Origin of the sequence: Streptomyces sp. NBC_00122, assembly GCF_045160845.1 — a bacterium.
In the GTDB taxonomy this organism is placed as follows: domain Bacteria; phylum Actinomycetota; class Actinomycetes; order Streptomycetales; family Streptomycetaceae; genus Streptomyces.
In genome coordinates, this window is the sequence record NZ_CP108193.1 from 54,040 (window position 1) to 70,846 (window position 16,807).

Genomic DNA, 16,807 nt, shown 5'->3' on the forward strand with positions numbered 1-16,807 from the left:
GGCGGAATCTTGGAAGAACCCGATGAAGCGGTGCTCGACAACGCCGTACTCGACCTGAGCGGTGAGACCGCCGGCGAACACGCCACCGACGTCGCCAGCCCCTTCTTCGTCAGCAAGAAGGCGGCAGCCGTCCTCAAGCACGCGATCCTCGACAAGTACGTCGTCCCCTTCGCCAGCAAGGTCGGCAAGTACGCCCCGGACGCCCGGGTCGTCTACCTCGACGGCTATGCCGGCCCAGGCCGGTACGACGACGGCACCCCCGGCTCACCGGCCCTCATCCTCGAGTCCGCGGCCGCCATCTCGGCCTTCCGCAAGCTCGACTGCTACTTCATCGAGAAGAACCGGAAGAACTACCAGTCCCTGTCGGCGCTCGTCGCAGAAGCCCGCGAGCAGGGACTCGCAGCCCACGCTCTGCAGGGCCGCGTCGAAAGGCACCTGGACCACGTCCTGGAAGCAGCCCAAGGGTCACCGCTATTCGCCTTCCTCGACCCCTTCGGCCTCGGCATCACCTTCGAGGCGCTCACACAGCGAATCTTCGGGAGCCGCCGCGCCGGTGGCCAGCCCACCGAGGTCCTCCTGAACTTCAACGCCAACGCCGTACGCCGCATCGGTGGCCTGCTCACCAGCAAGAAGGACACCCCCGGGAAGCCGGCCGCCTTGAAGGTCCTGGACGCCGCCTGCGGCGGAGACTGGTGGCAGCAGGAGTTCCTGGATTCCGAAGACAACCCGGAAGCCGTCGACCGCATCACGAAAGGCTTCGCCAAGCGGGTCGGCGAAGCCGTCGGCGCAGGCTCCTGGACCGTAGACGTCCGCAACCGCGCGAACCTCCAGGTCGCCTACAAGCTGGTCTACTTCACCCGTCACAGGGACGGCCTCTGGCTCTTCCACGAAGCAGCCAGCCGCGCCCAGGTCGAATGGCGCCGAGCTTGCCTCCCTCCGGACACCGCCGACATGCTCTTCAACCCGGCGGATACCTTCGACCAGGAGGAAGAGATCCGCCGCCTCGGGTGGGTCAAGACGATCCGCGCGAACCTGGAGGACCTCCTGCACAAGCACGGCAGCTTCGTCGTGGGTAACCACCTGGGCGAGGTCCTGGCCGGGGTGCTCCACGAGGCCCGGGAGATGCACATCCGCGCGGCCATCAAGGATCTCTACAAAGAGGGAAAGACCACCTGTACCGGAGTTGGCGACGTGCGGAAGCTACGTGTGACTGGAGCACGCTGAGCTGCGGACTGTACGGGTCCGCCCCTCGCTGCTCGGCATGGATCAAGCTCTGTGAGTGCGCGACTGTCCGCTGGGGCGCACACCCGTTCCCGGTAGCCGCTCCCTGAGCACTGGGCGGACCACCGTGCAACGCTCCGTGATAAAAGGCTAGTTCAACGGAGGGAGTGCGCGATGGCCCTGTTCCAGTCTGACCTGATGCGGCTGACTGGAGTCACTACGCTCGTCCGGCGGAATCGAGCTCGTCCGCGGCGTGGCCGAATGATTGCTGCAGGAGCTGATCGAGGCCGAGGCCCCTGCACACGGCGCTGAGTGGGGCGAGCACGCCACCTCGCGGACGGCCTTCCGCAACGGACGCCGCGACAATACCGTCACTACGCAGGCTGGCGACCTGGAGTTGGCCATCCCCAAGGTCAGCACCGGCACCTTCTTCCCCAGCCTGCTGGAGCGTCGGCGCCGGATCGACCAGGCCCTCTACGCCGTGTTCACGGAAGCCTACGTGCGCGGGGTGTCCACCCGGTCGGTCGACGACCTGGTCAAGGCTCGCGGCGCGGACACCGGCATCTCCAAGAGCGAGGTCTCCCGCACCTGCCAGGGGCATTGCGTGAACGGGATCTGTCCGGGTTCGTCACGTGAGGCCGAGGGCTCGTAGGGGTCGGTGGTAGTCGCGGCTGGTGCGGCGGAGGGCGGCGGCGATGTTCGTCTCGCCGTCCTGGCGGAAGACGCTGATGGCGAGGTTGCGCAGGCTGGCCATGACCCGGGGCAGGGTGCCGGTGCGGACCTTGGAGTCGTCCTCGCGGAAGGTGCGGTCACGCACGTGGTGCAGGAGGTTCTCGATGCCCCAGTGGCCCCTGATCCAGGTGGCGAGTTCGGCACAGGTGGCGTCGAAGACGCTCAGGCTGGTGATCAGGTAGACACGCTCGATGGTCAGCTTCCCGGTGCTCAGATCGTGGCGCCGGCGCACGACTTGGATCGCCTGGCGGGCCCCGGGGTAGTCGATACGGCGGAACACTGCGACCTTGAGCCGGCGGATCTCGTTGCGGTGATGGGCGTGGTCGCGGGTGCGGTGCCCGAGCGGGATCTCCCGCCAGGGCAGCCCTTTGACCTGGGCGTACAGGCCGGGGTGGTTCTTCTTGACGACAGCCACGTGGTGGGCGCCACGGCCGGTCAGGTAGGCGCCGTGATCGTGCTGAGTGTGCTGAGCGTCGGCGGTCAGCACGGTGCTCTCCAGGTCCAGGGTGTCCAGCAGTGGCTGGAAGGAGGGGATTTCGTTGCTCTTGGAGGCGACCTGCCGCTGGGCCAGGACCACGCCTTGATGGTCGATCGCCGCCAGCAGCTGGATCGCCGTGGCGGTCTTGGTACGCGAGCCGCGTACTGTCTTGCCGTCGACCGCGATCACCCGCCGCACCGGCCGCTTCCCCTCGGGCGAGGGTGGTGGCAGCACTCTGGCCTGCAGGTACGCACTGATCGCCGCGTCCAGCGCGTCGCCGTCGACGCGTTGCAGCAGACGCCGCACCGTGGCGGCGTGCGGCACGGGCCGCAGGCCGGTGAACGGGTCGATCCCGAAGCCGAGAGTGCCCAGGACGTGCTGCGGAGCATCCGCGACCCACTCACTGATCGCGATGAGCGAGCGGGCCCCGGTCAGCACCGCCGCGGCGGCCGCGCACAGCAATGCGGCCGCCGGATACCTCCGCCCCCGGACGTCACGGGGATCGGGTACCAGGCTCAGGAAACGACAGAGGTCAACAGCATCGCTCGGGGTGAGGGAAGTGGTCTGGGAGCCCAGTTGCTCCATGGCGGAAGGGATGGGCGATGATGTTCGGGCAGGCACGGTCTCGCTCGGTTCTCATGGGTCTCGACAACCACATGATCACCAGCACCGTGCCTGCTCTGCTGCCCCGGCACCCCTGTCTCACAACGGACATGACACCACGTCATTCATGAGACCGACGAACCAGACGAATCCCATTCACGCAATGCCCCTGCCCGCACCTGCGCCGGCCTCGACGAAAAGTTATCCGCCTTCCGGAACCGGCCGCTGGACCACACCGGAAGGGGTCGCGAGCAGGCAGGGCAGGGCGCGACTGCTCCATATGGCTATTCAGATACCCATAAGGTCCTGTCAGTCAGCAGCCCGGATAACCATAGGTTACAGTAAAGTCCGAAGTATGCTACGCGGATCGAATTCACGCCACGCATTCCGGGGCCATGGTGACATCGAGATCTGCGGCGGTTGACACATCAGGATCGATGGTCGTGCCTCAGGGGCCTTGTCGGACTGAAGTCAGAGCCGTGCTTCTGGCGACGGTCACCTGAAATACTCGGATAATGTTCTGCGCGCCTGGAAGGAGCCTTGAAATGAGTGACACCTCAGGAAAACCCCCCGGCCGGGAGATCGGCAAAATCACAGTGGATGAACAGGGCAGAGTGATCATCGATGACCCTGAATTCGCGAAGCGAGTGCAGGACGCTGTTGTGAACGCTGCACTCGCGTCTGCGGTTATCAACATGCACTGCCCCCCTCCCACTCCGTCCAATACGGGAATCGTGTGCGCCCTCAACTCGCTGACTCTCTGCGGTGCCCAATAGCTCAAAGTAGCGCAGCTATCTCAGAATCAGCATCGCAATGCCGAGAGGAGGCATGCGATCGAGAGATGGCTGCCTCGCTGCCCTCGGACGTGGTTGCGGTGCCGACTGAGTAAGCAGCCGGGCCTGCTCCCCTCGGGTGACTTTCACACTCGGACAGCCCAATGTATGTGCGCCATCTTGCGGGAAAGACACTATCCCTTCAGTGTGATGTTAGATCGCCGGAGGGCGATGTCCGCCACGCTTAGGCGGTGGCGTTCGCCGTGGAGGGAGCTGTCATGACAAGAGAAGGAACGGCCAAGTCGCTGGGTGACCTGACAAGCGATCAGATTTCTGTAGACGCGGAAGGGAGAGTGGTAATTGAAGATCCGGAGCTCGCAGAGCTGGTGAAGAGCGTGCTCCTAGCTGGAGGTACGCCGCCTACGAACGGAAACTGCAGCGGATGCAACGCGACTTCAGGGTGTACGACGAATGGGGCAACCCATTGCGGAGCTCTACCCCAATGAAGCAGACTGAGTTCACCGACAGCAGCCCTGCCGACTCGCGACATGAGGAGTTCGACGGAGAACTGCTTGCTTCCATGTCGTCAGAAATCCTTCACCTGATCATCCTCCCGACTGAGCAGTGCAACTTCAGGTGCACGTACTGTTACGAGGATTTCGCGATCGGGCGTATGAGCCCTGCGACGGTCACCGGTATCAAGCGCCTTATCGACCGGCGCCGAGATGATCTGCGCGCCTTGAACGTCTCTTGGTTCGGCGGCGAGCCCCTGCTTGCCCGGGAAATCATCGAAGACGTGTCGACTCATATTATGCATGCTGTGGATAGCCGGGAAGAGCTGTCCTACAGTGCAGATATGACGACCAATGGATACCTGCTCGACAGTCACACGACTGCCAGGCTGGCGGACCTGGGCATTCGTTTCCATCAGGTGTCCTTGGACGGGCCAGAAGCCCTCCATAATCGCACCCGCGTACGTGCTGACGGGAATGGCTCCTTCGAGCGAATCTGGCGAAACCTTGTCGCCATTCGTGACAGCGCACACCCCGTAAGAGTGCTCTTGCGGGTGCATCTCACTCCCGCCAATCTCCCCAGTATGCCAGAATTCCTGGTACAGGTCCGGGATACGTTTCTTCACGACGCGCGGTTCTCGGTCTATCTCAAACCGATCGAGCGTATGGGTGGACCAAACGATGCCGCCATGGCGGTCATTGACGATACTGAGCGACCAGGAGTCATTGCCGAGTTGGAATCTATCCTGATTGCAGGGAGAGAGCCACAGCGTCTGTTCGATGCACCGAAGGTCTGTTACGCGTCCCGGCCCAATTCCCTAGTGATCCGAGCCAATGGGCGAATCGGGAAATGCACCGTAGCCCTTAGCGATCCTTCCAATACCGTGGGGCAGCTTTTGCCTGACGGCTCGCTGCAGATCGACAATGGGCGCCTCAGGCCGTGGCTGCGTGGATGGTCCGCCCGTGATTGGGACACAATCGGCTGCCCTTACGGAGGCATGGCCCGTGACGAGCCCGCGCTCCTTCAGATTGGGCCGCCTGCCAGCAAAGCCGCTCACTGACGCGGAGGTGCGTGCAACCTCGCCGCCGAACGAGCTGATTCACCCGGGCCGTCTGTGGGCCGTCGGAGGGTGGCCGGGGTGACCGGTCCCTTCGGGGCATGCACGACACTCCGGGCCGGTGGTCATCGACCACCGGCCCGGAGCCGTCTCATTCGCCCTGGGCCGCGGGGATGTGGCGCGCTGCCGCGACCCGGGCCATCGTCCGGAGTTTCGTGAAGTAGGAGGCGCAGTACTCCTCGTTGATCAGGGGCACGATCTTGTCGAGGTCGGCGATGCAGCCCCAGAGGCAGGCGACGCCGGTGTCGTCGAGTCCGCCCTTCAGCTCCCTCTGCACGAGGCCGGCGACGTCGGCGTCCAGGAGGACCAGCTCCACGCCGTCGAAGTCCACGCCGCGGAAGCCGTCGGGGAACAGGGCGCGCAGGTGGTCCTCCCACAGCCGGGCGAGTCCGCCTCCGGGCTGTGCTCCGCCCGCCTCGGCGGCTGTCGCCTCTGCCGCGGACGGTGGGCGGAGGAGCAGGGAGACGGCATCGAAGACGGCACGCACCATGGCGACGGCTTGGGCCTGCCTGAGGGCGGCACTCGACTCGGCGCCCTGCGCGAGCCCGTCGCGCAGCAGTCGGCTGCGGTGGAGTTCGGCGGCGAGTGCGGCCGTGATGAGCCCTGCGCCGGTGGCCCGCTCGATCAGGTCGTGGACCGGCTCGTTCGCGGCCAGACGCTCGGCGAGGACGTGCTCCAGGGCGAACAGGGAATGCGTGACGGCGACGGTGGCGAACTCGTAGCGGTAGTAGGAGTGCCGGATGAGCTCGCGGGAGGTTTCCAGTGCGCTCATGACGTACATCGACGCTCCGCCGGGCAGGACCAGGTCGGCAACCAGGGCGTGCGTGCCCGCGTAGTCGAGCACGGTGTGACGGGCGCGGGGGTCCTGAGCCGGCAGGAGGAGCGGGTCGGGCGGCGGGGCAGGGGGTTCACCGGAGCAGTCTCGTCGCCGGATGGCTGTCGGCGCCATCGGATTGCCCGGGGCGGTGGGCGACCCGCCTGCTGCACGCAGCCGTCGGCCGGGTCCGGCCTCGACGAGCTGATCGAGAAGGGACGGAGGGCCGAGTGCGGGCCCAGTGCGGGGCCGGGCCGGGCCCCCAGTTGTCTCCGGCACACGGCTGTGACAAGGAGCGGGCAATTCCGGCAAACGTGGTGCATAGGTTTTTGTCAGCAGCACCGCCTCGTCTCAGCGGCCCCACACGGCAGAGGGGGCGGTCCGCGGGCGTCGCCTCTCCCGTCGGGGCCCCGGACCGCCACTCTGTCCGGGGCCGGCGGTGGTCAGTCGCAGTCGGCTGTGATGACGCGCAGGACGGCATCGGCAAGCTGCTGTGGGTGGGCGGTTTTCAGGGACGTGCCCAGGGTCTCCCAGCGGTCGAACACCGTAGAGCCATCCGGCAGCTCGTGGCCGTCCGACTCCTTGTGAAGCGACCATTCCGAGTCGCCCCGGCCGAAGTTGTACTCCTCGCCGTCGCCGAGGATTGTGACGTAGCAACCGCACCCGAACCCGCCGTCGTCCTCCGGGTCGTACTCGCCGTCCTCGTGGACAGCGGTCAGCGTCACCGCTCCGTCGTGCTGGTCGGTGAGCAGGGCCGCCACGGCCACCACGGTCTCGTGGGCGTCGGCAGGCACCGGGGCCGAACCCGGTGCGGCGTGCAGAGCGCGTACGGTAGTGGAGGCGTGCCGGGCGACCAGGTCGTGGAGCGTGTCGGACACCGACCGCAGCCTCTGCAATGCGTCCCCCAGGTTTGCCGACTGCCCGGCACCGGCCGGGGCGACCAGTTCGGCCTCGCCACGTTCGACGATCCGCCCGACCGCGCGCCCGAGTTCCTGGAGCGCGTCGGCGCTGGACTGGAGCTGGACGAAGAGCGCCGAGGCGACAGTCGCGGCGTCCTGCGGGGTGTAGAGGGACCACGGGCTCGACAGGGCCTGAACCGTGGCTTCAGCGGTCTCGGCCGCAGTGCAGGCCATCTCCACCGAGTCCACGGGATCGTGCATGCCGTATTCGACCGCGGTACGAACCTCCGAGACGAGGTCGTTCTGTTTCTCGGCGGCCTGCTCGTACAGGCCGTTCCACGGAGTTGCATCGTCGAGGCGAGCCGCCGAGCCCTGGTTGATCAGCATGCCGAGGATCCTTTCAGACCTGCCTGATCCGGCGAGGGCGCCCTGCGCGGTGAGGCCGACACGGCGGCCTTGGCCCTCCGGTGACGACGGGGCATGCTGACCGCATGGGCGCCGACGCTCAACTGCCCGTACCCCCCTGTCGTGGTCGTCGCCCACGGGGACATGGACCTCAGCCAGCGGGAGCACCCTCCGCCGGTTGCCTCCAGGCAACCGCAGTGGGCGTGTGCCGTACTTCCGGTTGCCCATGGGCAACCCGGCCGATGAGTCCAGAGGGACAGCGGACTGGCGCCTCGCCAGCCCGCATCCACAGGCCAGGTCGCTTTTCATACCGGCATGAGCAACGACAACACCGCAGCGCGTGCCCTGCTGCGCGACAAGATCCTCGACGGCCTGCGGCGCGCGGAGCGCACCCTGTTCACCCGTCCCGCGCCGAAATCCGCGCGGGCCCAGATGAAATTCCTTCGCACGCGCGAGGGCACCTCGAAGTCCCTGGCGGAGCGCCTGGGCGTCTCACGCAAGACGGTGGACCGCTACCTCTCCGGAGCCACGAAGAAGCCGCAGAAGCGCCTCCAGGCCGCCCTGGCGCAGGAGACCGAGGCCGAGTGGCAACCGCAGGTCAAAGCGCAGGCGAGGCAGCGCGCGGCCACCTCGGCGGGGCTCGTCATATCGACCACCGCTTACTTCGGGTTCGGTTCGGGAGGCTCTGACGCGGGCCGGATGCGGGACATCCAGGTCGCCGTTTCGCCCTCCCACGCCGCCGCGATCCTCGCCGCCAGGGACACCGGCGCGACGGACAGCGAGCTGCATGACGCCGTCGCCGAGGCCATAGCGGACGCCTATTTCCGGGTCGAAGGTGGCGGGCGTGCGGGACTGGAGGTACGAATCGAGGCAGTCGAGCGGTTGGATATTTCGTTTTAGCCACGAGGAATTCAGTCCTGCTATAAACCTGGAGTGACAGCCCGCCGTCGTGTACTCGGGCGGCGGGCTCCCTTTTCGTTTCCGTGGTGAAAGCGAGCGCCTTGATGAGCATGACCGATGGCTGGCGGCGGCCGCGCCGCGTCCCCAACGCCCGCGCCCAAGGCCCGCGCACGCCCATCGACTCGGCGAAGGTCGGCCGGTCCTCGGTCCGGCGCCGCGCCCGGGGCATGACGCACGGCGAGGCGGTCCAGGCGCTCGCCGACGCCGAGCTCGACGCGCACCTGGACCGCCGATACGAAGAGGCGGCCGACCACAGCGTCCGCCGTGCAGCCGAGCTCGCCGAGTGGCGGCGCATCGGGCAGCTCCTCGCGGTGACCGGCGGCCCGTACGACCCGGACGACGACGCCGTCGTCCAGGAGGAGCTCGCCGCCGAAGCCGCGGCCGCCGAAGCCCGGCAGGCCGAGCAGCGGGCGGCGGCCCGAGTCGCCGCCCGCGCCGACCAGCTCCAGTCACTCCGCGACCGGGGCACCCTCGAACAGACCGAACCCCGCGAGGGCGACGAAGCCGCCCGCGACGAACTCACCCGCCGCGCCGGGTCGTACGTGCAGCCGGACGTCGATGCCTGGCTCGCCCGCGCCCTCGCCGCGCACCGAGGCCACTACGCCGACCCGGCCGCCCGCGAAGCCGCCGCCGGCCTGTTGCACCCGCCGGTCCTCGCCCACGCCGCGCTGCTCGCAGCCCTCACCCAGCTCGTCCCCGGCGCCGACGTCGACCAGCTGCCGTTCGCGGCCCGGCTCGCCGCCGCCGACTCCGAGGCCGTCGGCGATCTCGCCGCGTTCCTCACCCACGCCGTCACCACAGGGAGCCCCGCATGAACCACGGCCAGGAGCACGAGACGGTCGTCGCCCTCTGGGAGGAGCACACCGCCATCGGCCACCACTACGAGGAACTGCGCGCCGACGGGACGGTCAACGCCTGGACGGAGCCTCCCTTCGGCGAGACCCGGTACCCCGGCGACAACGACCCCGACTACAACCCGATCTGCTCCTGCCCCGGGCAGTGGCCGCTCGCCTTCTGTCTGGAGTGCGCCGGCTGCAGCAACTGCGGGCAGTGCCCGTGCAGCCTCCTGCGCCTGCTGTGAGTCACCCGGAGCGACAACAACACCCCTCACAGCCCGCCGCACACCCGGCTGTGAGGGAGCGGCAGAGTGTCCCCGTATGCCCTGTTGGTCTATGTGCCTGTGTCTGAACCCCTGAGCAGCTCACGAACCTGTCGTGGGGAACTCAACGTCGTACAAGTGACGGGCGAGAGCCAGATACTGAAGTTGAGGGGCTGGCGCCCCTCGAAGGTAGGCGCCCAGAACGTTCTGCACCTCAACACACATGCGAACCATCAGCACCGAGGTGGAATTCAAACCGCTCGCTTCCAAGAGGTGGTACCGACCGAAGCCGAACGCACAAGCCGCAACGATGTTCCTACGCAGGTCTTCGTCTGGGATCCGCAGAGAGCCGAGACGGATTCCAATGATGGTCTCGTCGAGTTCTTCCCTCCATAAGCGAGCCTCTTCCGAGTCGTCCGAAAGATCCTTGCCGTGTCCAGCCATGACAAGTTTTCGCACGGTCTCCACATCGGCCATCAGGCTGTCTGTGGCACCCTCGGCCCGCTCGTCGCGCCGTCGCGCTCGCTCATGCTGTGCCTGCTTGCCTTGCTGGTAGACAACGCCCCCGAATGCGGCAAGAGCACCAATCAAGGTGCCTCCAAGGCCGACGATACCGACGATAATCTCAGGCTCCACCAGAATCACGATGGTGCAAGGGGCTCGGATCCATTGTTGAGGCACGCCCCACGCGGTGAAATGCCACCTCGTTGCAGTACCGCAGCAAGGCCACGGCCCTCTTGGCCGCGTTCGCGGCCGTCAATGGCACACCACAGTCAGGTTCACTGGGGTGAACCTGACTGTGGTCTCTCTCACCCGCCAGCCCCGGTGGTTCCGTTCGCGAGACCGTCACCGTGACCGTTCTACGAACGGCGACTCTCACCTGTGCTTCCACTTCACCCCACTGATCTGCGCGGGCGGCATCAGAAACAGGCACTATGTGGTGGCAGCCTGTTTTCCCAGGTGGCCAGGACCGCGAAGGGTGTTGTGAGGCGAGGGGTCGTAGAGCATGTCACGCTCACCCAGCGTCACACCGAAGGTGTCACGCCCGCCTGTCACGCTCGCCGGGCGCCGACGGGACCACACCGCCGAATGTCCGAATTAAATCTTTTGGGATGCCGGAGCGGGCCCAAACCCGACTCCAGGGGCTCGTCCGGCGTGACGCCCGAGAGCGTGACACCCCGCCCGGCAGCCCGCGCCGTCCATCACGCTCTGCTCCCATCGCGAGCGGAACGACCGCACGCCCTGTCCGTGGGGGCGCTCTGGAAGAGTACGCACGAAGGCCGGCAAGCACCGGTGCAACACCGGGCCGCAGAGAATGCAACAGTCCTGTGCAACGCATCCACGCAACGCCCTCCGTTGCGGTCTCCACCTGGGGTTTTGTCACTCCTCCACGAGAAGGTGGAGCGTGTTGCACGGGGGCGTTGCACCCTGTCCGCAACCGGTTCGGCGGGATGGGCCGAACCCCTCCCAGCGGTCCTCTACTGGCAGTAGAGTCGAGGTATGGCAGACGAAACGAGCATCAAGGTCAGCGCTGCGACACGTGACCGCCTGGCCCTGCTGGCAGCCGAGAACAACACCACGATCCGCAACCTGGTCGAGGCCCTCGCCGAGAGCCGGCCCACCCAGTCCGAGTTCGAGGAGCGCGCCGCCCAGGCCCGCGCCGAGCTCGCCTCCATCCTGGGCACGGTGCCCAGCCCGGAGGCCGAGGCGAAGGCGCGCGGCCTTCTGGAGCGCCTGGGCGCCAGCCAGGACTCGGCGGCCGCGTAGTGCCGGCCATCGCCGTCGTCCTGGACCACACGGCCGCCACCGCCCTGCACGACCCCAAGGACCCGTTCAACGAGGCCGTCGCCGCCTTCTACGTCCAAGCCTCCGGCGGACTCGGCACCCTCTACGCCCCGGTGCTCTCGCTCACCGCCGGCGACACCGAGCGCCCCGGCCTGCTGGCCTACATCCACGGCCTCCGGTTCATCGAGATCGAGCCGTTCGACACCACGGCCGCGCTCGCCGCCACCGAACTGCTGCACGCCGGACACTCATGGTCGGCCGTCCACGCCATCCACGCCGCCCGGCCCTCCGCGGACTTCCCCTCCGGCCGGTACCTGCTGACCTTGACCCCCGAGGCGTACGAAAACACCGGAGTCCAGGCCGTCCACCCCGGCCAGTAACCCGACGTCGCCGAGCAGCGCCTCGATCACCCTCTGATCGGGGCGCTGCTGTGTGGTCGCTGCGCGGTGCAACAGATCGGGGCGAGGGGCAGCGGGCGGTGCTGCTTGTCGGCGTACAAGTGGACGTGCGCCACCTCGTACGAATGAAGGTGCTCCGTTTTCGGGGCGGTGATGGGGTGCTCGCCGTGAGTCTGCTGTTGTCCGTTCGGGGCGGCAGGGAGGCGGCTCACGGTGGTCTTGGACCCACATCGGTGGCTGGAGTTGAGGCGATTTCGTCCGCTGTATGAGTCTGGTGCGATGAGCCTGCGGGAGGTCGCGAAGGAAACCGGGCTGAACCGTCGGACCGTCAGCAAGTATCTGAAGGACCCGGCATCGGCGGGGCTGCCCAGGCGGGAGTCCGCTGGCCGGCCCCAGCGGCGGGTCGTGGACGAGATCGCGCCCCTGATCGACGCAATACTCAGGGCCGAGGTCCTGATGAAGGGGTCGGTGATCCACGAGCGCCTGGTCGCGGAGTACGGGGTCGCGATCAACTACCAGCGGGTGAAGATCTATCTACAGGAGGCAAGGCCGCGGATCGCGCAGGAGCTGGGCATCAGCCCGGGCGAGCTGGCGGGTCTCCACCGGCGTTTCGAGGTGGTGCCCGGCGCTCAGGCCCAGGTGGACTGGGGAGATGAGGGCAGAGTCCTCGCTCATGTCGGGATCCCGAAGGTCTACTCGTTCCACATGACGCTGTCGTACTCGCGTGATCCGTTCTGCTGCTTCACCACCAGCCAGGATCTCGCGACGTTCTTCGACTGCCACCGCCAGGCGTTCGCGCACTTCGCCGGGGTGCCGTTGAGCATCGTCTATGACCGCACCAAGACGGTCGTGCGCCGGCACGTCGCCCCGGGCGAGGCGGTCCCGCTGCATCCTGAAGCGGTCGCATTCGCAGGCCACTACGACTACGACATCGACGTACTGGCGGCCTACCGGCCGCAAGGCAAGGGCAGGGTCGAACGTCAGGTGAACATCGTCCGCGACCACGTCCTGGCCGGCCGGGCCTTCTCCTCGGTCGAGGAGATGAACGCCGCTTTCACGGCCTGGGTGCCGTTGCGGCGGGCGAAGGTCCACGGCACCCACGGCGAGGTCATCGGACACCGGGCCGCTCGCGATCACTCAGCCCTCCGGCCGCTGCCGCAAACTCCGTATGTGGTTGCCCAGCGGCACCTGCGGCACGTCGGCAAGGACTGCCTGGTCGCCTTCGATGCGAACCTCTACTCAGTGCCCGCCCGCAAGGTCCGCCCTCGCCAGCTGGTCGAGGTCCGTGCTACGAAATCCCAGGTCAGCCTGCATTCCACCGTCCCCGGCTCCGACGGGACGACGCTGCTGGCCATCCATTCGCGGGCGGTCGGCCGCGGAGCCCGCGTCGTCGACGAGAGGCACTGGGACGGTCTGCCCACCGGCTCCGGACGCCGCGTCACCACCGGCGATGCTCTGCCCTCTTCCCGCCGCGGCCGGCCGACAGGCTCGCAGACCGGCCCGCTACAGGCTCTTCTCAGCAGGTCTGCCGCCGCCCACGTCGAGGTCGGCCGCCGCCCGCTGTCGGTCTATGACGAGCTGACCGGCACCCGGCCCTTCAATTCGCCCTCCCCGACCAAGGACGCCCGTTGAGCGAGCTGACCAGCAACCGCATCCGCACCACCGCCGCCCGCCTCGGGCTGCCGCACCTTGCCGAAGCCCTGAGCCACTACATCCAACGGGCCGACGAGGCGAAGATGGGCTACCTCGACCTGCTCGACCTGGTCCTCTCCGAGGAACTTGCGGTCCGTGACGACCGCCGCTTCCGCAACGGCCTCAGGCTCTCGAAGCTGCCGCATCACAAGACGCTCGAGGACTACGACTTCTCCTTCCAGCCCGAACTCGACCCGCGCAAGGTCAAAGACCTGGCCACCTTGTCCTTCGTCGAAGACAAGGCCAACGTCGCCCTGCTGGGGCCGCCGGGAGTCGGCAAGACCCACCTCGCCGTGGCTCTCGCGGTCGCGGCTTGCCGAGCGGGCTACTCGATCTACTTCACCAGCCTCGACGACATGGTCCGTCACCTCAAAGCCGCCGAGGACCAGGGCCGGCTGATGAGCAAGCTCACCAGCTACCTCCGACCCGCGGTCCTCGTGGTCGACGAAGTCGGCTACCAGCCGCTCGAGCGGGCCGAGGCGAACCTGGTCTTCCAGGTCATCTCCAAGCGCTATGAGAAGGGCTCGATCATCCTGACCTCGAACAAGACCTTCGGCGAATGGGGCCAGGTCTTCGGAGATGAAGTCCTCGCCACCGCAATCCTCGACCGGCTCCTGCACCACTGCGAGGTCGTCTCCATCAACGGCAATAGCTACCGCCTCAAGAACCGCCTTCAGGCAATCCAGCGGGACACCGACGTGGCCTGACCAGTGGCGCACACAACTTCGTACGGGGTGGTGCACTCAAGCGAGTACGCGGACACTGCTCGGGAAGCCGGAGAGCGATGACACTGCACGGCCGGTCCAGGTGGCACACGGGTGCTGCTCGGGTAGCAGGTGGTGCTGCAGAAGGCAGCAGGACTTGTAGCAAACGGTCGTTTGCTTGCTGCATCTTCGCCCGCGTGACCTGCGCGTTTCCCGCCCGCGGGAACGGTGTGCACGGATCTGACATACCCGTCCCGCGCAGGTCAGACCGTCGATCGACGGCGGCGAGCAGCAGCAGCAGCGTATTTGTCCAAGCAGGGAGGGACCTTTGTCCATGCTCGCGTGGACCTTGTGTGTCGGTGCCGACACCTGCGGGACCTAGGTGGCGGCACTGACCTGGAAGTTCTCCCTTGGCGAGGCCCGGACGGTAGCACTGTCGAAACCGTTCTGTTTCAGGGTGCTGAAACAAAGGGGCCGGCGCTTCTCGCACCGAGCCAAAACGGCGATGCCCCGGGACGAATCCCGGGGCATCGCCGCAGATGAGCGTGGACGATCGGTCAGGCAGCGTGCGCGAGGTTGGCCAACTGCGCGGCGTAGCGGGCCCGCCTTACAGCGCCGATCATCTCGGCGTTGGCCACCTTGATCTCAGGGATGGCCATGACGTTGGCGGAGACCTTCCCGCCGGTGAGAAGGGGGTGTAGCTGGTACTGCGCGCGCTTGACGCCCCAGGCCAGTCCGCACTCGGCTAGGTCCTTGAAGGCCCGGTTGACGTTCGGCTTGCTGGATCCGAGGGCGCGGCGCATCTCGTCCTGGCTGATGTGCCCAACGCCGGTCTCGTCGTCGTGGATGGCCAACAGGAAGTCCAGGACGCGGCGGGCGGTCTGCGTGATGTCGACCATGGCAAGGACGGCCAAGATGTCGCGGGAGATCGTGACGGTCTGGTCGGTAGGCGCGCCGGTGACGTCATGGGTGCTCATGAGGGCCTCCTTGGTGCCGGTGGTGGACAGCGACCTTGATGAGCGTATGCCCGTGGCCGCGGTCATGCGCTTGCCGCCTTGCGACCCGGCGGCTTGGGCCGACGGGCCAGCGGCACGACCTTCTGTGCCCTGCGCTCCGCGTCTCGTGCCGCCTTGGCCTCGAACTTCACCTGGGCGCGCTCAGCACGCCACTGGGCGGGGTACTCGGGGTTCGGGATCAGGCAGTCCGGCCCCCCGGCCTCGATCCAGTCGGCCTGCCACTGCTTCTGTTCCTCGCTGGTGCCGGCCACAGTCAGCCAGGGGTTGAGCTGGACCACCCCGCGTCGGGCGGTGCGCATCCACCCGACGTGCGACCACCACTGGGTCGCTTCGCTGACGCTCGGGGACGAGAGCATGCAGCGCTCCTGGAGGAGCCTCTGCGTGATCGGGATGTAGCCGCGGACCTGCGGAGCCGTCGCCTTGCGCGTCGGGTCCTGAGCGGCCACGAGCTTGAGCCAGACCTGGTACCAGCTCGGCGGGAGCTTGAGGCTCCCCAAGATGTCCATCTGCAGCCGTGCCGCCAGCACGTAGCCGCTCAGCTGCTCGCTAGCCGCGAACTCGCGCCCCATGACGGTCTCAACGGTCAGGAGGATGCCGCCCCTGCCATCTGGCCGGGCTACAACTCTCTGACCAGGCACGATCTTTGGCAGCTGTTGCATCAGGGGCCCCTCCGAGATGATCAGTGGCGGGTCAACGGTAGCAGTGGCGAAACCGTTTGTTCTCAAGCCACTGAAACAACCGCGAGGGACCAAAGTCCTGACTCACCGTCAGCTAGGAGGGGTGTTTGTTCTACGCCACTGAAACAAACGGAGGGCCTTTGTTTCAGTGGGCTGAAACAAAGGGGTCGGCATCGTTGCAGGTCAGAGCCTTTTGAGGGCGTTTCGCTCTAAGTACTTACACCCACCCCCCTAGACCTGCCGCTCCGTCACCCTCGAGGCTCCCAGCGCCTTCCGCCGGGCACCCCCGGCCAGGGCCTCTCGGCGTGTCGCCGCCTCGCTCCCGAACTCCCACAGCAATGGCCCCCTAGCTCTCAAGCGGGAATTTCTTCCCGATCTGCATTTCCTTTGCTTATCTTCCGGCTTTGGTCACCCCATGCAGCATTCTCTGAACCCTTTCGGCATCCTTCCTATTTTGGTTATTCTCTCGGTAGTTCTGAGTCAAAGCCAAGTCCCTCCGGTGGGTGTGCTTCATTCCAGATTCCATCTTGCTCTCAGTTTGACGCACTACTCCCGCTACATGCGGGGATGGCTTCCCTCCGCATGGGAGCCCAACCCCCGTGTTTCGGCTTCTTCTCCGACGGCCCGTCACCCCCTCTCCCCTTGCTGCCGTTTGTGCCTCACCCCCGTCCGGCCTGATGGCCGGTCTACTGCCTGCTTGGTCTGTGCCCGTGCGGAGCGCGGGCGGTGGCTGGAGCGGAGCGGAGGCCACGGGTCGGCCGGAGGCCGGCCCCCGGGGGGCCGAAGGCACCCCGGCTCCACTGCGGTTGGCGGGCTCGCGGAGCGTGCCCGCCGGGCGGTGAACGGAGTGAGCCGCCTCCGCTCACGCGGAGCGGGAGCGGAGGGAGGGGCGGAGCCCCGACCTTCCCTTGCCCAGGGCGG

Annotated in this window: 15 protein-coding genes and 1 pseudogene; 10 read left to right on the forward strand and 6 right to left on the reverse strand. The window is 66.9% G+C overall.

Going from position 1 to position 16,807, the window contains the following annotated elements:
- Positions 1-9: 9 nt before the first annotated feature.
- Positions 10-1,224: a three-Cys-motif partner protein TcmP gene (tcmP, locus tag OG737_RS35465; protein WP_405922487.1), complete on the forward strand. Its 1,215-nt coding sequence runs from the start codon at positions 10-12 to the stop codon at positions 1,222-1,224.
- A 265-nt stretch (positions 1,225-1,489) separates the two neighbouring features.
- Positions 1,490-1,813 (forward strand): annotated as a pseudogene (locus tag OG737_RS35470) (transposase); the annotation flags it as partial.
- Positions 1,814-1,849: 36 nt separating this feature from the next.
- On the opposite strand, the gene OG737_RS35475 reads toward OG737_RS35470, so the two are convergent.
- A complete protein-coding gene (locus OG737_RS35475) occupies positions 1,850-3,016 on the reverse strand; it encodes an ISAs1 family transposase (protein WP_331722651.1) in 1,167 nt (388 codons plus the stop codon).
- A gap of 1,293 nt (positions 3,017-4,309) precedes the next feature.
- On the opposite strand from OG737_RS35475, the gene OG737_RS35480 reads away from it, so the two are divergent.
- Positions 4,310-5,380: a radical SAM protein gene (locus OG737_RS35480; protein ID WP_331722653.1), complete on the forward strand. Its 1,071-nt coding sequence runs from the start codon at positions 4,310-4,312 to the stop codon at positions 5,378-5,380.
- A gap of 148 nt (positions 5,381-5,528) precedes the next feature.
- Here the strand turns inward: OG737_RS35480 and OG737_RS35485 are convergent, their stop codons facing one another.
- Complete coding sequence (locus tag OG737_RS35485; protein ID WP_331722654.1) at positions 5,529-6,281, reverse strand: hypothetical protein; 753 nt, start codon at positions 6,279-6,281, stop codon at positions 5,529-5,531.
- A gap of 413 nt (positions 6,282-6,694) precedes the next feature.
- The gene (locus OG737_RS35490; protein WP_331722655.1) at positions 6,695-7,537 is read right to left on the reverse strand and encodes a hypothetical protein; all 843 of its coding nucleotides are present in this window, start codon (positions 7,535-7,537) and stop codon (positions 6,695-6,697) included.
- A gap of 333 nt (positions 7,538-7,870) precedes the next feature.
- Between OG737_RS35490 and tpg the strand changes: the two genes are divergently transcribed.
- From tpg to OG737_RS35505, 3 genes are all read left to right on the forward strand, one after another.
- On the forward strand, positions 7,871-8,455 hold the full coding sequence (gene tpg / locus OG737_RS35495) for a telomere-protecting terminal protein Tpg (protein WP_331722656.1): 585 nt from the start codon (positions 7,871-7,873) through the stop codon (positions 8,453-8,455).
- Positions 8,456-8,559: 104 nt separating this feature from the next.
- Entirely contained in the window at positions 8,560-9,330 is a 771-nt protein-coding gene (locus tag OG737_RS35500) for a hypothetical protein (RefSeq protein ID WP_331722657.1), read from the forward strand.
- Complete coding sequence (locus tag OG737_RS35505; RefSeq protein ID WP_331722658.1) at positions 9,327-9,596, forward strand: hypothetical protein; 270 nt, start codon at positions 9,327-9,329, stop codon at positions 9,594-9,596. The genes OG737_RS35500 and OG737_RS35505 overlap by 4 nt, the downstream gene beginning before the upstream one ends.
- 120 nt (positions 9,597-9,716) lie before the next feature.
- Here the strand turns inward: OG737_RS35505 and OG737_RS35510 are convergent, their stop codons facing one another.
- On the reverse strand, positions 9,717-10,250 hold the full coding sequence (locus tag OG737_RS35510; protein ID WP_405922488.1) for a hypothetical protein: 534 nt from the start codon (positions 10,248-10,250) through the stop codon (positions 9,717-9,719).
- An 864-nt stretch (positions 10,251-11,114) separates the two neighbouring features.
- On the opposite strand from OG737_RS35510, the gene OG737_RS35515 reads away from it, so the two are divergent.
- The 4 genes from OG737_RS35515 to istB all read left to right on the forward strand — a co-directional run bounded on the left by OG737_RS35515 (position 11,115) and on the right by istB (position 14,196).
- Positions 11,115-11,381 carry a hypothetical protein gene (locus OG737_RS35515; RefSeq protein WP_331722660.1) on the forward strand — a complete coding sequence of 89 codons (267 nt, stop codon included), beginning with the start codon at positions 11,115-11,117 and terminating at the stop codon, positions 11,379-11,381.
- Positions 11,381-11,779 (forward strand): hypothetical protein, encoded by a 399-nt coding sequence (locus OG737_RS35520; RefSeq protein WP_331722661.1) that lies wholly within the window; start codon positions 11,381-11,383, stop codon positions 11,777-11,779. The genes OG737_RS35515 and OG737_RS35520 overlap by 1 nt, the downstream gene beginning before the upstream one ends.
- A gap of 231 nt (positions 11,780-12,010) precedes the next feature.
- Positions 12,011-13,429: an IS21 family transposase gene (gene istA, locus OG737_RS35525; protein ID WP_331722662.1), complete on the forward strand. Its 1,419-nt coding sequence runs from the start codon at positions 12,011-12,013 to the stop codon at positions 13,427-13,429.
- Entirely contained in the window at positions 13,426-14,196 is a 771-nt protein-coding gene (istB, locus tag OG737_RS35530; protein WP_331722663.1) for an IS21-like element helper ATPase IstB, read from the forward strand. Before istA ends, istB begins: the two co-directional genes overlap by 4 nt.
- 554 nt (positions 14,197-14,750) lie before the next feature.
- On the opposite strand, the gene OG737_RS35535 is transcribed toward istB, so the two are convergent.
- Together OG737_RS35535 and OG737_RS35540 are read right to left on the reverse strand one after the other, a co-directional pair.
- Entirely contained in the window at positions 14,751-15,170 is a 420-nt protein-coding gene (locus OG737_RS35535) for a helix-turn-helix domain-containing protein (protein WP_359179862.1), read from the reverse strand.
- A 62-nt stretch (positions 15,171-15,232) separates the two neighbouring features.
- Complete coding sequence (locus tag OG737_RS35540; protein ID WP_331722665.1) at positions 15,233-15,778, reverse strand: hypothetical protein; 546 nt, start codon at positions 15,776-15,778, stop codon at positions 15,233-15,235.
- Between the last annotated feature and the right edge of the window lie 1,029 nt (positions 15,779-16,807).